15 protein-coding genes are annotated in these 17,130 nt (G+C 63.4%); 5 read left to right on the top strand and 10 right to left on the bottom strand.

What is annotated here, in order from left to right; genetic code table 11:
- The first annotated feature begins 3 nt into the window (after positions 1–3).
- From DK261_RS18770 to lpxC, 4 genes are all read left to right on the top strand, one after another.
- A complete protein-coding gene (locus tag DK261_RS18770; protein ID WP_007922133.1) occupies positions 4–870 on the top strand; it encodes a cell division protein FtsQ/DivIB in 867 nt (288 codons plus the stop codon).
- Positions 871–884: 14 nt separating this feature from the next.
- A complete protein-coding gene (gene ftsA, locus DK261_RS18765) occupies positions 885–2,144 on the top strand; it encodes a cell division protein FtsA (protein WP_007922131.1) in 1,260 nt (419 codons plus the stop codon).
- 168 nt (positions 2,145–2,312) lie between these two features.
- Positions 2,313–3,503 (top strand): cell division protein FtsZ, encoded by a 1,191-nt coding sequence (gene ftsZ / locus DK261_RS18760; RefSeq protein WP_007922129.1) that lies wholly within the window; start codon positions 2,313–2,315, stop codon positions 3,501–3,503.
- A 112-nt stretch (positions 3,504–3,615) separates the two neighbouring features.
- Entirely contained in the window at positions 3,616–4,527 is a 912-nt protein-coding gene (gene lpxC, locus DK261_RS18755; RefSeq protein ID WP_009045509.1) for a UDP-3-O-acyl-N-acetylglucosamine deacetylase, read from the top strand.
- Between the two features lie 136 nt (positions 4,528–4,663).
- On the opposite strand, the gene DK261_RS18750 is transcribed toward lpxC, so the two are convergent.
- From DK261_RS18750 to DK261_RS18720, 7 genes are all read right to left on the bottom strand, one after another.
- Positions 4,664–6,151, bottom strand: coding sequence for a sensor domain-containing diguanylate cyclase (locus DK261_RS18750; protein WP_016703534.1), 1,488 nt, complete (start codon positions 6,149–6,151; stop codon positions 4,664–4,666).
- Positions 6,152–6,304: 153 nt separating this feature from the next.
- Positions 6,305–7,585, bottom strand: coding sequence for an OprD family porin (locus tag DK261_RS18745; protein WP_051673204.1), 1,281 nt, complete (start codon positions 7,583–7,585; stop codon positions 6,305–6,307).
- 231 nt (positions 7,586–7,816) lie between these two features.
- Positions 7,817–8,041, bottom strand: a complete 225-nt coding sequence (locus DK261_RS18740; RefSeq protein ID WP_016703533.1) for a hypothetical protein — start codon at positions 8,039–8,041, stop codon at positions 7,817–7,819.
- A gap of 337 nt (positions 8,042–8,378) precedes the next feature.
- Positions 8,379–9,743 (bottom strand): heavy metal sensor histidine kinase, encoded by a 1,365-nt coding sequence (locus tag DK261_RS18735; RefSeq protein ID WP_038634991.1) that lies wholly within the window; start codon positions 9,741–9,743, stop codon positions 8,379–8,381.
- Positions 9,733–10,410 carry a heavy metal response regulator transcription factor gene (locus DK261_RS18730; protein ID WP_009050709.1) on the bottom strand — a complete coding sequence of 226 codons (678 nt, stop codon included), beginning with the start codon at positions 10,408–10,410 and terminating at the stop codon, positions 9,733–9,735. Before DK261_RS18730 ends, DK261_RS18735 begins: the two co-directional genes overlap by 11 nt.
- Before the next feature lie 9 nt (positions 10,411–10,419).
- Entirely contained in the window at positions 10,420–13,515 is a 3,096-nt protein-coding gene (locus tag DK261_RS18725; protein WP_110176134.1) for a multidrug efflux RND transporter permease subunit, read from the bottom strand.
- Entirely contained in the window at positions 13,512–14,681 is a 1,170-nt protein-coding gene (locus DK261_RS18720; RefSeq protein WP_110176133.1) for an efflux RND transporter periplasmic adaptor subunit, read from the bottom strand. The genes DK261_RS18725 and DK261_RS18720 overlap by 4 nt, the downstream gene beginning before the upstream one ends.
- 239 nt (positions 14,682–14,920) lie before the next feature.
- Between DK261_RS18720 and DK261_RS18715 the strand changes: the two genes are divergently transcribed.
- Complete coding sequence (locus tag DK261_RS18715) at positions 14,921–15,163, top strand: hypothetical protein (protein WP_009050706.1); 243 nt, start codon at positions 14,921–14,923, stop codon at positions 15,161–15,163.
- A gap of 128 nt (positions 15,164–15,291) precedes the next feature.
- On the opposite strand, the gene DK261_RS18710 is transcribed toward DK261_RS18715, so the two are convergent.
- The 3 genes from DK261_RS18710 to DK261_RS18700 form a co-directional block, all read right to left on the bottom strand.
- On the bottom strand, positions 15,292–16,041 hold the full coding sequence (locus DK261_RS18710) for a YkgJ family cysteine cluster protein (protein WP_110176132.1): 750 nt from the start codon (positions 16,039–16,041) through the stop codon (positions 15,292–15,294).
- A gap of 92 nt (positions 16,042–16,133) precedes the next feature.
- Positions 16,134–16,469, bottom strand: coding sequence for a hypothetical protein (locus DK261_RS18705; protein ID WP_041984263.1), 336 nt, complete (start codon positions 16,467–16,469; stop codon positions 16,134–16,136).
- A 169-nt stretch (positions 16,470–16,638) separates the two neighbouring features.
- A complete protein-coding gene (locus tag DK261_RS18700; protein WP_016703526.1) occupies positions 16,639–17,130 on the bottom strand; it encodes an N-acetyltransferase in 492 nt (163 codons plus the stop codon).

Below are 17,130 nucleotides of genomic sequence, written 5' to 3'. Positions count from 1 at the left end.
GCCATGCAAGGCGCCCAGCTACGTCATCAGCAACCCGCTCCCGGCCGCAAGCCGGTGCCGCGTGGTGCCAGCCGGATGGTGGCCAAGGAGCCGATGTCGGCGCGCCTGCCGAAAGCCAACTTTGGCGTGCTGAAAAGCCTGATGTGGCCGGTGCTGCTGGTCGCGCTGGGCTTCGGCACTTACGAAGGCGCGCAACGCCTGCTGCCCTATGCCGACCGGCCGATCACCAAGGTCGCGGTGCAGGGCGACCTGAGTTACATCAGCCAGCAGGCGGTGCAGCAGCGGATCGCGCCCTACGTCGCGGCGAGCTTCTTCACCATCGACCTGGCGAGCATGCGTACCGAGCTGGAACAGATGCCATGGATCGCTCATGCCGAGGTACGGCGTGTGTGGCCGGACCAGGTGGTGATTCGCCTGGAAGAACAACTGCCGGTGGCCCGTTGGGGCGACGAGGCGCTGTTGAACAACCAGGGCCAGGCCTTCACCCCGCGTGAACTGGCGAACTACGAGCACTTGCCACAGTTGTTCGGCCCGCAGCGGGCCCAGCAGCAGGTGATGCAGCAGTACCAGGTGCTGAGCCAGATGCTGCGCCCGATGGGTTTCTCCATTGCCCGTCTGGAGTTGCGCGAGCGCGGCAGCTGGTTCCTGACCACGGGGGCCGGTAGCGCTGGCCCTGGTATCGAGCTGTTGCTCGGACGCGATCACCTGGTGGAGAAGATGCGCCGCTTCATTGCCATTTATGAAAAAACGCTGAAAGAACAGATTACGAACATCGCGCGCATCGATCTGCGTTATGCCAACGGCCTGGCCGTCGGCTGGCGGGAACCTGTAGCGCCCACGACGGCCCAACCCGCCGTCGCGAAGAATTAAGAAGAGGCAGGACCATGGCAAACGTGCAAAGCGGCAAAATGATCGTCGGTCTGGATATCGGCACCTCCAAGGTGGTGGCGCTGGTAGGCGAGGTCGCGGCCGATGGCACGCTGGAAATCGTCGGTATCGGCACCCATCCATCGCGCGGCCTGAAGAAGGGTGTGGTGGTGAATATCGAGTCCACCGTTCAATCGATCCAGCGCGCGGTAGAAGAAGCGCAACTGATGGCCGGTTGCCGTATCCACTCGGCGTTCGTCGGCGTGGCGGGCAATCACATTCGCAGCCTGAACTCCCACGGCATCGTGGCGATTCGTGATCGCGAAGTGAGTTCGGCGGACCTGGAGCGGGTACTCGACGCGGCACAGGCTGTGGCGATTCCGGCCGACCAGCGGGTGCTGCACACCCTGCCGCAGGATTACGTGATCGATAACCAGGAAGGCGTGCGCGAGCCCCTGGGCATGTCCGGTGTACGTCTGGAAGCCAAGGTGCACGTGGTGACCTGCGCGGTGAATGCCGCCCAGAACATCGAAAAGTGCGTGCGTCGCTGTGGCCTGGAAATCGACGACATCATTCTCGAACAGCTGGCCTCGGCGTATTCGGTGCTGACCGACGACGAGAAAGAGCTGGGCGTGTGCCTGGTGGACATCGGTGGCGGTACCACCGACATCGCGATCTTCACCGAAGGCGCGATCCGCCATACCGCGGTGATCCCGATTGCCGGCGACCAGGTGACCAACGACATCGCCATGGCGCTGCGTACGCCGACCCAGTACGCCGAAGAAATCAAGATCCGTTACGCCTGCGCCCTGGCCAAGCTGGCCGGTGCCGGTGAAACCATCAAGGTGCCAAGTGTCGGCGACCGTCCACCGCGCGAGCTGTCCCGCCAGGCCCTGGCCGAAGTGGTCGAGCCGCGCTACGACGAGCTGTTCACCCTGATCCAGGCCGAACTGCGTCGCAGCGGCTACGAAGACCTGATCCCGGCCGGCATCGTGCTGACCGGCGGTACTTCGAAAATGGAAGGCGCGGTCGAACTGGCCGAAGAGATTTTCCACATGCCGGTCCGCCTGGGCGTGCCGCACACCGTCAAGGGCCTGTCCGACGTGGTGCGCAACCCGATCTATTCCACCGGCGTGGGCTTGCTGTTGTACGGGCTGCAGAAGCAGTCCGACGGTATCTCGTTCTCCGGCATCGGCAGCCGGGACAGCTACAGCAGCGACGAACCCAAGGCCGCCTTGCTCGATCGCATCAAGAGCTGGGTGCAGGGCAATTTTTAAGAAACAGCTTCAAGCGGCAAGTTTCAAGCTTCAAGAAGTACAGGGTTCCATGCTTGCGGCTTATAGCTTGCAGCTTGGAGCTTCTACCGCAGTAAAAGCAGCATGAAATACGTTGTAAGCAGTAGGCGCAGTAGGCGAAAAAACTAGAGAAATGAAAGGAGAGGGAAAATGTTCGAACTCGTAGACAACGTCCCCGCAAGTCCGGTAATCAAGGTTATCGGTGTTGGCGGTGGCGGCGGCAACGCCGTCAATCACATGGTCAAGAGCAACATCGAAGGCGTCGAATTCATCTGCGCCAACACTGATGCTCAAGCGCTGAAAAACATCGGCGCGCGGACCATCCTGCAACTGGGTACCGGCGTGACCAAGGGCCTGGGTGCTGGCGCCAATCCTGAGGTCGGTCGTCAAGCCGCCCTGGAAGACCGCGAGCGTATCGCCGAAGTGCTGGCGGGCACCAACATGGTGTTCATCACGACCGGCATGGGCGGTGGTACCGGTACCGGTGCTGCGCCGATCATCGCCGAAGTGGCCAAGGAAATGGGCATCCTCACCGTTGCGGTGGTGACTCGTCCGTTCCCGTTCGAAGGCCGCAAGCGTATGCAGATCGCCGATGAAGGCATCCGCGCGCTGAGCGAAAGCGTCGATTCGTTGATCACCATTCCCAACGAAAAGCTGCTGACCATCCTCGGCAAGGACGCCAGCCTGCTGTCGGCTTTCGCCAAGGCCGACGACGTTCTGGCCGGTGCCGTTCGCGGTATCTCCGACATCATCAAGCGTCCGGGCATGATCAACGTCGACTTCGCCGACGTACGTACCGTGATGAGCGAAATGGGCATGGCAATGATGGGCACTGGCTGCGCCAGCGGTCCTAACCGTGCACGTGAAGCGACCGAGGCGGCAATCCGCAACCCGCTGCTGGAAGACGTGAACCTGCAAGGCGCGCGCGGCATCCTGGTGAACATCACCGCCGGTCCCGACCTGTCCCTGGGCGAGTACTCCGACGTGGGTAGCATCATCGAAGCCTTCGCTTCCGAGCACGCAATGGTCAAGGTCGGTACCGTTATCGATCCGGACATGCGCGACGAGCTGCACGTGACCGTGGTTGCCACGGGTCTGGGCGCGAAAATCGAGAAGCCTGTGAAGGTCATCGACAATACCGTGCAAACCTCCATGGCCGCTGCACAGGCGCCAGCCCCTGCCCGTCAGGAACTGCCGTCGGTCAACTACCGTGATCTGGACCGTCCGACCGTCATGCGCAACCAGGCCCAGGCCAGTGCTGCGACTGCGGCGAAGCTGAATCCGCAAGATGATCTGGACTATCTGGACATCCCGGCTTTCCTGCGTCGCCAGGCCGATTGATGGAATGTATCAGGGGTATTAGGGTGATTGGTGTTCAGCAAAGGCCTGGTCTGCTATTATCGCCAGCCTTTGTTGATACCAGTTCGCAATTTGCGCTGAAGCGGCCCAAGCCATGATTAAACAACGCACCCTGAAGAATATTATCCGTGCCACAGGTGTAGGCCTGCACTCTGGGGAGAAGGTTTACCTGACCCTCAAGCCTGCGCCTGTCGACACCGGCATTGTGTTTTGTCGTGCCGACCTGGACCCTGTGGTGCAGATTCCTGCTCGCGCGGAAAACGTTGGTGAAACCACTATGTCGACCACCCTGGTCAACGGTGACACCAAAGTGGACACGGTGGAGCACTTGCTCTCGGCCATGGCTGGCCTGGGCATCGATAACGCCTACGTCGAGCTCTCCGCGTCCGAAGTCCCGATCATGGATGGCAGCGCTGGACCCTTCGTATTCCTGATTCAATCTGCCGGCCTGGAAGAACAGGACGCAGCCAAGAAGTTCATCCGCATCCTTCGTGAGGTGACGGTGGAAGACGGCGACAAGCGCGCCACTTTCGTGCCTTTCGACGGTTTTAAAGTGAGCTTTGAGATCGATTTCGATCACCCGGTTTTCCGTGACCGCACCCAGAGTGCAAGCGTGGACTTTTCCAGCACGTCGTTCGTGAAGGAAGTCAGCCGCGCCCGTACCTTTGGTTTCATGAGTGATATCGAGTACCTGCGCAAGCACAACCTCGCACTCGGCGGCAGCGTGGAAAACGCCATCGTGGTCGACGCGGATGGTGTACTGAACGAGGACGGCCTTCGCTACGAAGACGAGTTCGTGAAGCACAAGATCCTCGACGCAATTGGTGACCTCTACCTGCTGGGCAACAGCCTGATAGGTGAGTTCAAAGGCTTCAAGTCGGGCCATGCACTGAACAACCAGCTTCTGCGCAAGCTCATTGAGCAGAAAGACGCTTGGGAAGTCGTGACCTTCGAAGATGCCAGCACTGCACCGATCTCTTACATGCGTCCGGTTGCGGCCGTGTAAGTAACACTCTCTTTCCTTTAGTTTTTAAAGGCTGCCTTCGGGTGGCCTTTTTTTATGCCCGCAGATTGTTGCGCGGCTGATGAGGTTATCGCGGGCAGCACGGGCCCCGTAGAAGCGAGACTTGCCCGCGATGAGGTCAACCCACCACTCGGTTTCGCCCCTCGGCCTTGGCCTGGTACAGCGCCTTGTCGGCCATCGAACACAGCGCTTTCAGGCTGGACTTCGGCGTGCCTGCCCAGGTGCCGAGGCCAATGCTGATGGTGATCGGCGAGGCACCGTCCTGGATCGGCGGCAGGCGCTCGATCGCCAGGCGAATATGCTCGGCGATACGCCGGGCGCCGGCGTTGTCAGTCTCCGGCAGGACCACGGCGAACTCTTCGCCGCCGTAGCGTGCGGCCAGGTCGCCGGGGCGACGGATATTGTCACTGATCACCCGGGCGACGATACGCAAGGCTTCATCGCCGAGCGGGTGGCCATAGCGATCGTTGAAGGCCTTGAAGTGATCCACGTCGAGCATCAGCAGCGACAGCGCGCTATGGGAGCGCTGCGCGCGACCCCATTCGCGAGCCAGGGTCTGATCCAGGCTGCGACGGTTGTCGAGGCCGGTGAGGGCATCGGTGGCCGCCAGTTGCGCGAGTTCCTGCTCGGCGCTCTGGCGCCGGCGCAATTCCCGGCACAGCAGCCAGGTCAGCCACAGCAGGCCCAGGCACAGCGCACCGGTGGCGCCGCCAACCACCAGCGCGGTGCGCTGCCAGGAGGCGAATACTTCATTGCTGGAGAGCGCCACGATCACGATCAGCGGCAGGTCCCCGACCTGGGAGAAGGTGTACAGGCGCGGCTGCTGGGTGCTGGACATGCCTTTGAAGCTGCCGTTCCCCTCGCGCAGGATGCGGATGAAATTGGGCCGTTGGCTGAAGTCCTGGCCGATCAGGTTGTCCGCTCGCGGCGGCTCCTGGGCCAACAGGATACCGTCGCGACTGATCAGGTTGACCGAGCTGTCGCGGCCGACATTCAGGCTTTTGAACAACTGGCTGAAGTAGTCCAGGCGCATGGCCGCTTCGGCCACGCCGAGGAATTCTCCACGTTCGTTGGAAACCCGCCGGCTGAAACTGATGCGCCAATCCAGCTCGGGCGGGAGGGCGCGGAACGGTCGGCTGATCAGCATGCCCGGATCGGGGTTATTCACATGAGACTGGAAATACTCCCGATCGGCAAAGTTGCCCTTGCGCGGTTCGACCGAAGCGGAGTCGGCGAGCACATCGCCGTGCGCGTCGAGCAGCAGGATGTTGCCCTTGTAGGGTGCAGCCGTGGCCCGGTCGAACAGCGCCATATGGCGAATGGTCGGCGAGACCTGTTTCAGGTCCTCGTGTTGCGAGGCGCTGATCAGGCCACGCAGGGAGACGTCGTACAGCTCGACGTTGCGCAGCACGTCGGCGTCGATCAATTGCACGATGTTGGAAGCCGCGCGGGTGGCGGCTATTTCGGCGCTGCCGCGTTCGCGAATCAGCAAGAAGGTCACGATGCTCAGGATGGAGATGACCATCAATGAGCTTCCAAGAATCAGCATCCTTTCCGACCGGCTCGAAGTGGTCGTGTTGCGGGGTGTCGCACTACTCACACTCATGGTTCTGGCTTCTGCGTTGTGTACGTTTTCTATAAGGGTGTTTCGGGTGAAGCGAGCAGAGTTGCAGAGACCGATCGCGCCTGCGGGCGCATGTATAAATCGCAGACAAAAAAAAGGCCAGCAAAATGATGCTGGCCTTTTGCGTATTCGCGCTTAGAACACATTGATCGGGTAATCGACGATCACCCGGTATTCGTCGGTGTCGTTGTCCAGCGCGCCATAACCGTTGCCGCCACGGTTGGTGGCCCACTGCAGGCGGACCGCCAGGTCCTTGGCCTGGCCACCCTGCACCACGTACTTGAGGTCGAGGTCGCGTTCCCAGTGCTTGGCGTGCTCGCCGCCGGCGCTGTACCAGTGGGCGTAGCCACGGCTGTGCGGATCGACCTTGGTCAGGTCCAGCTCGCCGCGTGAGTAGGAAAGCGCCGACGTCAGGCCCGGCAGGCCGAGGCCGGCGAAGTCGTAGGCGTACTTGAGTTTCCACGAGCGTTCGTTGGGGCCGTTGAAGTCCGAGTACTGCTGGGAATTGTCCAGGTAGATGCTGTCGCCCTGGTTGATGTAGTCGAACGGAGTGTTGCCGTTCACCCGCTGGTAGGCGGCGGTGAGGCTGTGATGGCCCACGCCCAGGGTGAAATGCAGGCTGTAGGTGTTGTTGTCGATGTCGCCCAGCAGTGCGTCGCCGGTGTCCTGGGTGTGATAGAAGTGCAGGCCCGGGTTCAGGGTCACCAGCTCGTTCAGCGCATAGCTGTAGTCGAGGTCGTAGTAGTACTGGTTCCAGATGTCCTTGAGTTCGGCGGCGTACAGGCTGCTGGTCAGCCCGCTCACGCCGCTCCAGGCCACGCCGGCCCAGTTCAGGTGGCGGCTTTCATCGCCGTCCAGCAGTTTGCCGTAGGCCGTGTCGATACGCTGGCGGCCGCTCTGGTTGTAGAGCTTGGTGAAGCTGGCCTGGCCGCCTTCGAGCAGCCAGCCGTCGAAGCTGTGGTTGCTCAGGCTGACCCCGCGGAAGGTCTGCGGCAGCATGCGGCTCTGGCCGCCGGCGATCACCGGATTGTTGAGGAACAGGTCGCCGGCCTTGAGCTCGGTGTCGAAGGCGCGGATTTTCAGGGTGGCGCCAGCGGTGGAGAACGACGTCGGGGCTTTGCCGTTGCCGTCGCTGATCGGCAGGATGCTCGAGCTGTCGGTACCGCCACCGCCATCGAGTTTCAGGCCGAGCATGGCGTTGGCATCGAGGCCGAAACCGACCGTGCCCGGGGTATAACCCGACTCGAAGATCCCCAGGAAACCCTGGCCCCATTCGATGTTGTCATCGTTCTGCTGGTGGCGGTTGCGATTCATGTAGTAGTTGCGGGCGTTGAGCTTGAGGCTTGCGCCTTCGACGAAGCCTTCGGGGCTGGCCTGATCGGCCGCCTGGGCACAGGGGGCGATAGTTGCAGCCATTGCAATGAACAACGGGCTGAGAGTTGAAGTGACCTTCACCGGTATAAAGCTCCTTGGATGAATGATGACAGTTGTTATTGTCGATTCGGGTGTTTCTTGTTCTGGGTGAAACGAATGAAACAGTCGGTTCTACATGGCAAAAAAAAGCCGCTGTTATCAGCGGCTTTAAGACAACTTACTCCGGGAGGTAGAGCAGAGAAGTTGTCGAGGGAAACGAGTCGGTAGCGGGTATCAGCTGTCTTTCTGAACTTCCGGCTGGCGCTGTTCCGCCGTGATGTTCTGCGGCTGCTCGCTATTCTGTTGCTTGGCAGCCAGCACTTCCTGGGCTTCCTGGAATGCAGCGGCGCGTGCAGCGTTATGCGCGGCGAAAGTCTGCGATTCTTCGGCCATGGCCATAGGGGCCAAGAACAGGGAGGACAAAACAAAGGCGCTGGCAATACCCATACTGTTGGACATTTCTGAAGACCTTCTTGCAGAGCAAGTTCAAATTAGGTGCGACAAAAATATAACTTCAAGGCAGCTGGAAAAAGCGCCGAACAGGATAAGCACTGTTACACCAAAAGCAATAGTTGACACTGCTTCTGCAGGAACCAGGCTTGCTGGCGATGCAGGCAATGCGTTGTGTCTGACGTACTGCTATCGCGGGCAAGCCTCGCTCCTACAGGCTTGTGGTGGCCTTGGCTTCTGTAGGAGCCAGGCTTGCCGGCGATAGAGGCAATGCGCTGTGCCTGACGCACCGCTATCGCGAGCAATCGAGCGTCGACCGGCTGCTCCTACAGAGCAGAGGGAGAGTTCAGACCGGCAGGTAGATGCCGAAGGTGTTCATGCCGTCATCGCTGCGCACGAACACGTCGCCGCCGTGCATCAGGGCGATGGCCTTGACGATCGCCAGCCCCAGGCCGTGGTTGGCGCCACTGTTGCTGCGGGAGGCATCGACCCGGTAGAAGCGTTCGAACAGCCGTGGCAGATGCTCGCGGGCGATGGCCTGGCCGGGGTTGCTCACGGCGATGGCCACCTGGTGTTCCTGTACATCGATCTGCACCCGGATCACCTGCCCAGGCTCGGTGTGTTGCACGGCATTGCTCAGCAGGTTGATCAGCGCCCGGCGCAGGTGGGCGATCTCGATCTGCACCTGGGCATCGCCACGGACCTCGACCTTGACCTGGGCGTCTTCGAGGATGAAGTCCAGGTAGTCCAGGGTGGTCGCCACTTCACTGGCCAGGGAGGTGCTGGTGAGCTTGGTGGCCTTGCTGCCCTGGTCGGCGCTGGCCAGGAACAGCATGTCGTTGATGATCGAGCGCAGCCGTTCCAGCTCTTCGAGATTGGATTGCAGTACCTCGAAATAATGCTCGGCGGAACGCCCGCGGGTCAGCGCCACCTGGGTCTGGCCGATCAGGTTGGTCAGCGGCGAGCGCAGTTCGTGGGCGACGTCGGCATTGAAGGATTCCAGGCGCGAATAGGCCTGTTCCACCCGTTCCAGGGTCGAGTTGAACGAGTTGGCGAACTGCGTCAGCTCCGGCGGCAGCGACGACAACTGCAAACGCCCGGAAAGCCTCGGCGGGGCCAGGCGCTGGGCTTCTTCGGACAGCCCGATCAAGGGCTTGAGGCCGATGCGCGCCACCCAGTAACCCAGCGCCGAGGCCAGCAGCACGCCGACGATGGCCAGGCTGATCAGGGCAATCAACAGCTGGTGCTGGGTTTCGTAGACGGTCTCGGTGTCGATGGCGATCAGAAAGCGCAGCGGCGGGCGCAGCTCCTTGGCTGGCAGCTGGCTGACCAGCACTTTCAGCGGATAGGGATGCCCGGGCAGGGTCAGGTTGCGCATGCCCAGCGGACCCTGGGCGAAGCGGCGGATCTGCGGGTCGGGGTTGCCGTATTCGTAGGCGGGGTCGCCGCTGACCACCCAGAAATTGATGCGCTTGTCTTCTTCGCTGAGCAGCTTGAGCTTGTTGTTGATCTTGGCCCAGTGCTCCGGGTTGCCGAAGCGCGTCAGGGCCGACTCCAGCACGCTGTAGCGCGCGTCCAGTTCGGCCTCGGGCAGCAGGCCCAGGCCTTTGTCCACCTGTTGATAGAGCGCGCCGCCGATCAGCAGGAACACCAGCAGGGCCACCAGGGTGAACAGCCCGCTCAGGCGCAGGGCAATCGAATTACGAGGCACCGCGGTTCTCCAGCACGTAACCCATGCCGCGGATGGTGTGCAGCAGTTTCTGTTCGAACGGCCCGTCGAGCTTGGCCCGCAAGCGCTTGATCGCCACTTCGACGACGTTGGCGTCGCTGTCGAAATTGATGTCCCAGACCATCTCGGCGATCGCGGTTTTCGACAGGATCTCGCCCTGGCGCCGGGCGAGCACGCTGAGCAGCGAGAACTCCTTGGCGGTCAGGTCCAGGCGCGTGCCGGCGCGGCTGGCCTTGCGACTGATCAGGTCGATCCACAGATCGGCGATGCTGATCTGCACCGGTTCGTGGCCGCCGCTGCGGCGGGTCAAGGCCTGCAGGCGCGCCACCAGTTCGAGGAAGGAAAAGGGCTTGCCCAGGTAGTCGTCGGCGCCGTCGCGCAGGCCCTTGATCCGATCTTCGACGCGCTCGCGGGCGGTGAGCATGATCACCGGCGTCTGCTTGCGCGCGCGCAGGGCCCGCAGCACGCCGAAGCCGTCGATGCCGGGCAGCATCACGTCGAGCACGATCACCGCGTAGTCGCTTTCCAGCGCCAGGTGCAGGCCCTCGACGCCGTCGCGCGCGAGGTCCACGGTGTAGCCTTGTTCAGTCAGGCCGCGGTGCAGATAGTCCGCGGTTTTCTCTTCGTCTTCGATAATCAGAACGCGCATGACCCCGCCTCAGGATGTGCTTGCCAGCGCTGGCGCTGGTGTGGGCCGATGGAATAGCCGCTCGAGCCACAAGTATATGACCGGAGTGGTGAACAGCGTCAGCGCCTGGCTCACCAGCAGGCCACCGACCACGGCGATCCCCAGTGGCTGGCGCAGCTCCGCGCCGGCGCCATAACCGAGCATCAGCGGCAGGGCGCCGAGCAAAGCGGCGAGGGTGGTCATGATGATCGGCCGGAAACGCGTGATACAGGCCTGGTAGATCGCTTCCTGCGGCGACAGCCCGCCCTGGCGCTGGGCCTCGAGGGCGAAATCGATCATCAGGATGCCGTTTTTCTTGACGATGCCGATCAGCAGCACCAGGCCGATCAGGGCCATGATCGAGAAGTCCTGGCCCAGCAGCCAGAGCATGATCAGCGCGCCAAGGCCGGCCGAGGGCAGGGTGGAAATGATGGTCAGCGGATGGACGAAGCTCTCGTAGAGCACGCCGAGGATGATGTACACCGCCACCAGCGCCGCGAGGATCAGCCACGGCTGGCTGGCCAGGGAACTCTGGAAGGCCTGGGCCGCGCCCTGGAAGTTGCCGGCGATGGAGGCGGGCATGCCGATCTGGTTTTTCGCCTGCTCGAGCATGATCACCGCATCGCCCAGGGCCACGCCGGGCGCCAGGTTGAACGACAGGTTGGCGGCCGGGAACATGCCGTCGTGGGCGATGGACAGCGGGCCGACGGTGGGCGGATCGACCTTGGCCAGCGCCGACAGCGGCACCATCTCGCCACTCAGGGGCGAGCGCAGGTAGAAGTAATTCAGGCTTTCGGCCTTGCCGCGCTGCCTGGCGTCCAGTTCGAGGATCACGTTGTACTGGTTGGTCTCGGTCTGGAACTCGTTGACCTGGCGCTGGCCGAAGGCGTCGTAGAGCGCTTCGTCGACATCGGTGGCGGTCAGGCCGAAACGCGCCGCGGCGCTGCGGTCGATGCTGATATGGGTGATGCTGCCGCCCAGTTGCAGGTCGTTGGACAGGTCGCGAAAGGCCGGGTTGGCCCGCAGTTTCTCCGTCAGGCGCTGGGTCCAGGTATTCAGCGTCGGCCCGTCGTTGCTCTTGAGCACGTACTGGTACTGGCTGCGGCTCGGCCCGGAGCTGAGATTGATGTCCTGGCCGGCCCGCAGGTACAGGACGATGCCCGGGATCTTGGCCAATTGCGGGCGAATGCGGTCGATGAACTGGCTGGCGGAAACGTCCCGCTGGCCGCGGTCCTTGAGGGCGATCCAGAAGCGGCCGTTGGCGATGGTCTGGTTGTTGCCGGTGACGCCGACCGAGTGGGAGAAGGTTTCCACCGCCGGGTCGGCGCCGAGGATCTTCGCCAGGGCCAGGTGTTTTGCCACCATGTCCGGGTAGGAGATGTCGGCCGCCGCTTCGCTGGTGCCCAGCACGAAGCCGGTGTCCTGCACCGGGAAGAAACCCTTGGGAATGAACACATAACCGGCGATGGCCAGGCCCAGGGTCAGGCCGAACAGGCCGAGCATCAGCCGCTGATGGTCCAGCGCCCGGCGCAGCCCGCGTTCGTAGAGCGCCAGCAGGCGTTCGCCGAAGCCCGGGCGATCGTGGGGATGATGAGTCGGGGCGCGCATGAACAGCGCCGCCAGGGTCGGCGCCAGGGTCAGCGACACCACCACGGAAATCAGGATGGTCGAGGTGGCGGTCAGGGCGAACTCCTTGAACAGCCGCCCGACCACGCCGCCCATGAACAGCAGGGGAATGAACGCGGCGATCAGCGAGAAGCTGATGGACACCACGGTGAAGCCGATTTCGCCGGCGCCCTTGATCGCCGCTTCGCGCATGCCGTCGCCGGCCTCCAGATGGCGATGGATGTTCTCCACCACGACAATCGCGTCGTCGACCACGAAGCCCACCGAAATCACGATCGCCACCAGGGTCAGGTTGTTCAGGCTGAAGCCCAGCACATACATCAGCGCGAAGCTGGCCACCAGCGACACGCCGAGCACACTGGAGACGATCAGCGTCGCCGACAGCTGGCGCAGGAACAGCGCCATCACCGCCACCACCAGCAACACCGCGATCAGCAGGGTGATTTCCACTTCATGCAAGGACGCGCGGATGGTCTTGGTGCGGTCCGAGAGCACGGTCACGTCCACCGAGGCGGGCAGCATGGCTTCCAGGCGCGGCAACTCGCTCTGGATGCGGTCCACGGTGTCGACGATGTTGGCCCCCGGCTGGCGGAAGATCACCAGGTTGAGCCCCGGCTGGTCGTTGGACCAGGCCTGCACGTAGGCGTTTTCCGGCCCGCTGATGACCCGGGCGACATCCTTGAGCTGCACCGGTGCGCCGTTCTTGTAGGAGACGATCAACTGGCCGTAGTCCTCGGGATGGAACAGCTGGTCGTTGGTCGACAGGGTCGAGATGCTCGACTCGCCATACAGCGCACCCTTGGCCAGATTGAGGCTGGCCTGCTGCAGGGCGACGCGGATATCGGCCAGGGTCAGGCCGATCGCAGCCAGCCGGTCGGGCGAGGCCTGGACGCGGATCGCCGGGCGTTGCTGGCCGGTGATGTTGATCAGGCCGACGCCGTCGATCTGGCTGATCTGTCGGGCCAGCAGGGTTTCCACGTAGTCGCTGAGCTCGGTGCCGGGCATCTGCGTGGAGCTGATGCTGAGGATCAGCACCGGGCTGTCCGCCGGGTTGACCTTGCGCCAGGTGGGCAGGCTCGGCATGTCGTTGGGCAGCTTGCCCGAGGCGGTGTTGATCGCCGCCTGCACTTCCTGGGCGGCGGTGTCGATGCTCTTGTCGAGGGTGAACTGCAGGGTCAGGATGGTCGAGCCCAGGGCGCTGCTGGAGGTCATCTGGGTCATGCCGGGTATGGCGCTGAACTGTACCTCCAGCGGCGTGGCCACCGAAGAGGCCATGGTTTCCGGGCTGGCGCCGGGCAATTGCGCGGAGACCTGGATGGTCGGGAATTCGGCTTCCGGCAGCGGGGCGATGGGCAGCCGGGGAAAGGCGATGGCGCCCAGCAGCACCAGGGCGAAAGTCAGCAGCAGGGTGGCGACCGGATGATCGACGCACCAGGCGGAGATCGAGCCGTGGCCCTTCATGGCTGCGGCTCCGTGTTCGCGGCCTGGATCTGTTGCGGCGGTTCGCTGAGCACCTCGATGTGCGAGCCGGCCTTGAGTCGCGACTGGCCGTCACTGACCAGCAAGTCGCCGGCCTGTACACCCTTGATGATGTTCTGGCCGCTGTCCTGATAGACCATCTGCACCGGGACGATTTCCACCTTGTCATCCTTGACCCGATACACGAAGTGCTTGTCCAGGCCGCGCTGCACCACGCTGGGCGGCACCACCAGGACGGCTTTTTCCACGGCGGTGCGGATCTTGATGGTCACCAACTGGCCGGGCCAGAGCTTTTGCCCGGGATTGTTGAATTCGGCCTTGGCGCGGATGGTCCCGGTATTGGTGTCGATCTGGTTGTCGATCAGGCTCAGGTGGCCTTCACCCAGGCGCTCGCCGGTGGCGGAGTCGGTATCGGCGCCCAGGTAGGCGTCGACCGTGGCCGGGTGTTCGGCGACCAGCAGCCCCTGCAAGGTCGGCAGCATCTGTTGCGGCAAGGAAAACTCGACCGCGATCGGGTCGATCTGGGTCACCGAGAACAGGCCCTGGGTATCGCTGGTGCGCAGGAAATTGCCTTCGTCCACGGTGCGGATGCCGACGCGGCCGGACACCGGCGAGCGGATCTGGGTATAGGACAGCTGCACTTGCGCCGCATCGATGGCGGCCTGGTTGCCCTGGGCGCTGGCCTTGAGCTGGTTGACCAGCGCTTGCTGCTGGTCGTAGGTCTGCTGGGACACGCCGTCATCCACCGACAGCAGCTTGTAGCGCTTGAGGTTGACCTGGGCCACCTGCAGTTGCGCCTGGTTTTCCGCCAGTTGCGCCCGGGCCTGGTCGAGACTGGCGCGGATCGAGCGGTCGTCGATGGTCGCCAACAGGTCGCCGGCCTTGACCAGTTGGCCTTCCTTGACCAACAGCCGGGTGAGGATGCCGTCCACCTGGGGCCGGATCACCACGCTGTGCAGCGACAGCACTGAACCGATGCCGCTGACATACCGCGGCACATCCTGCCGGGCGACGCTGATCACTCGCACCGGCACGGCAGTCGGCGCTGCCAGTTTGGTGCTGGGCGGCTTGAGCAGGTGCCACAGGCCTGCGGCGGCGAGAACGGCGAACACGCCTGCGAGCACAAGGGTTGTTTTTCGATTACGCATGGACGCCAGCGCCGGGGGGCAGGTGGGACGGGAGGATGGCCAGTATCGATGGCCCCTTTATAGCCGCCCGACCCGGTCAGCAACGTGACGCCTGCCTGACAGCGCTGTCAGCAAGGGCCGACCGATGACCCTGGCCCATGCCGGTCGCGGCAGGTCAAAGACCCGCAACCTGGGTATACTGCCGGCCCTCGCGGCCCGCTTGCCCGGGCCCGGCCTTTGCTTTTCACCCCGGAGCTTCCATGACTACCCCAGCACAACCGCCTGTGTCCGACGCTCCCAGCGCCGACCAGGTCGATGACGCCAACGCGCCTGGCGAAGGCAAGCCGGCGATCGCGCCGTTCAAGTTTCCGTTCAAGCCGTCCGAGTTCGCCCAGGCCAAGAATGCCCAACAACCCTGGTACAAGAACGGCGCCACCAACGGCCACACCAAGACCCCGGGCGCGGCGCCACCCGGCACCCGTCGCTCGATGGGCAAGCGCTGAACCTGAGCTTTTGTAGCCGCTGCCGCAGGCTCGGGCCGCGTTCGGACGATCGACCGCGAAGCGGGCGCACGACCTTAAGATCGCCGAAGGCCTTCGGCCTTATCGCAGCCTGCGGCAGCGGCTACGGATCAGGCCGCTCGCAGGGAAATGAAGGCGTAGGTGAGTGGCGCCTCGGTCACCACCTGGGCGCCGGCCTCCTGCACCTGCCCGGCAATGTCCGCGCCGGAGACATGGAACAGCCACTCGCTGGCCGGCGCGGCCAGCGGTTGCGCCTGGACCCGCTCGATGGCTTCGGCCAGGGCAGCCATGTCCGGCAGGTAGGCGGTAAAGCCATCGCCCTTGAGGGCGGTGGTGTGAATCCCCAGCAGTTGGCAGATGGCTTGTTTGCTGTGGATATCGTCGCGGTCGGCCTGGCGTGAACGCTGGATCAGTTCGGCCAGTTCCCGGTCCACCAGCTCGCCGCCGACGATCAGCTGCGGGCCTTTTTCCCAGGACTCGGGCGGGCAATCCTTGATCGCCGGGTTGAGCGGGATGTGCGGATTGATTTCCATCGGGTAGATGCGGCACACCAGCGGCCGGCGCTCATAGATCCGGCACAGCTGGTCTTCGTCAAGATTCCGGCAGGGGCCGACGTTGTAGGCGGCGAAAGTGATTGCCACGTGGGCCTGGGCTGTGCCGCTGGGCACCACGCAGGAACGCCGTTCGGCGTGTTCGCGCTGCTGGGCCGGCAGCCCCAGGCCATTGCTCAGGAACCCCTCCACCAGCACGATCACCTGGCCGCCATCCAGCGCCCACTGGCGGGCTTCGCCGAGGGTCAGGGGGACGTGGTGATCGTTGCAGCACTTGCCGCAGCCTACGCAGGAAAAACGAGTATTCATTGAGCCGACAGCCATAGTCGAAAGGTGGAGGCGGCGACGGAATGACTCACATCGCCCTCTAGATAGCGCTCTCGAAGCAAGTTATGCGCCAGTCACCGGCCCTTGGCCTCGAGGGCGGGGCGGATCGAATCCCACTCGGTGACATGGGCGCTCTTGTGCTGCTTGTCGTACAGGCACAGTTCCACGCCGGTCTGGCCCTTCATGTGTTTTTGCGGGTACTGGCCCTGGAGCAGCAAGGCGCTGTAGCCAACCCGGTCGTCGAACTGCGCGGCATTGCCCAGCACTTTGACATTCTTCAGCTGGCTGGCCTTGGTGCAACTGGCCCGCACCTGCTTGTCGAATGTCGCCCAGGCATCCGGGCTGGAGGCCTGGGCCTGGCTGGCGAGGAGGGTGGTCAGGCAGGCGAGGCTCAGAGACAGGGCTTTCATGGCGGGGCGTTCCTTCGTTCGCGGGTATGCGCAGGAGTATGCCTGAGGCGCGGGCGATGAAAGATCTGTAGCCGCTGCCGCAGGCTGCGATCGCGCCCGAAGGGGGCGCAAGGTTTCAAGATCGCCGAAGGCCTTCGGCCTTATCGCAGCCTGCGGCAGCGGCTACAGGTTACAGCGGCGTGTGGGGAACCTGCTCGCGGCGGATCGTGACCATGCCGACGCTGTCATACAGCCCGCGGGCTCGCTGGTTGTCTTCCAGCACCCGCAGGTCGACAAAGGCCTCGCGGCGCTGGCGGAAGACCTCGAAGGCCTGCAGCAGCAAGGCCCGCCCCAGGCCCTGGCGGCGGGCCCGCGGATGCACCACCAGATCCTTGATATAGGCGCTGGTCCAGCACTGGATCACCCCGACGACGCCCTCGGCATCCTGGGCCACCAGGCACAGTTGCGGGTCGTATTCGGCGTCGCTTTCGAAACGTTGGCGCCAGCTGTCCAGCTCCGGCACGCGCCCGCCGCCGTCCTGGTAGCCAAGGTGCATCAGGCCATGCACCGCTTCGGCCAGTTCCGGCCGATAGCTGTCGAGGCTGAAGGCGGCCGGCCAGCTGGCGGGAGCCGGTTGCCCGGTCAGGTCGCGGCGCATCAGCAGGCAGTAGTCGTCGGCCAT

This window comes from Pseudomonas sp. RW409 (genome assembly GCF_003184125.1).
Classification (GTDB): domain Bacteria; phylum Pseudomonadota; class Gammaproteobacteria; order Pseudomonadales; family Pseudomonadaceae; genus Aquipseudomonas; species Aquipseudomonas chlororaphis_I.
The sequence above is the reverse complement of the archived record's forward strand: the minus strand, read 5'-3'. Positions and strand labels throughout refer to the sequence as shown.

Coding starts and splice junctions, on each gene's coding strand:
- DK261_RS18770 (WP_007922133.1), top strand. CDS start 4: ATGCAAGGCGCCCAGCTACGTCATCAGCAACCCGCTCCCGGCCGCAAG.
- ftsA (WP_007922131.1), top strand. CDS start 885: ATGGCAAACGTGCAAAGCGGCAAAATGATCGTCGGTCTGGATATCGGC.
- ftsZ (WP_007922129.1), top strand. CDS start 2,313: ATGTTCGAACTCGTAGACAACGTCCCCGCAAGTCCGGTAATCAAGGTT.
- lpxC (WP_009045509.1), top strand. CDS start 3,616: ATGATTAAACAACGCACCCTGAAGAATATTATCCGTGCCACAGGTGTA.
- DK261_RS18750 (WP_016703534.1), bottom strand. CDS start 6,151: ATGAGTGTGAGTAGTGCGACACCCCGCAACACGACCACTTCGAGCCGG.
- DK261_RS18745 (WP_051673204.1), bottom strand. CDS start 7,585: ATGGCTGCAACTATCGCCCCCTGTGCCCAGGCGGCCGATCAGGCCAGC.
- DK261_RS18740 (WP_016703533.1), bottom strand. CDS start 8,041: ATGTCCAACAGTATGGGTATTGCCAGCGCCTTTGTTTTGTCCTCCCTG.
- DK261_RS18730 (WP_009050709.1), bottom strand. CDS start 10,410: ATGCGCGTTCTGATTATCGAAGACGAAGAGAAAACCGCGGACTATCTG.
- DK261_RS18725 (WP_110176134.1), bottom strand. CDS start 13,515: ATGAAGGGCCACGGCTCGATCTCCGCCTGGTGCGTCGATCATCCGGTC.
- DK261_RS18720 (WP_110176133.1), bottom strand. CDS start 14,681: ATGCGTAATCGAAAAACAACCCTTGTGCTCGCAGGCGTGTTCGCCGTT.
- DK261_RS18715 (WP_009050706.1), top strand. CDS start 14,921: ATGACTACCCCAGCACAACCGCCTGTGTCCGACGCTCCCAGCGCCGAC.
- DK261_RS18710 (WP_110176132.1), bottom strand. CDS start 16,041: ATGAATACTCGTTTTTCCTGCGTAGGCTGCGGCAAGTGCTGCAACGAT.
- DK261_RS18705 (WP_041984263.1), bottom strand. CDS start 16,469: ATGAAAGCCCTGTCTCTGAGCCTCGCCTGCCTGACCACCCTCCTCGCC.
- DK261_RS18700 (WP_016703526.1), bottom strand. CDS start 17,130: ATGGCCGACGACTACTGCCTGCTGATGCGCCGCGACCTGACCGGGCAA.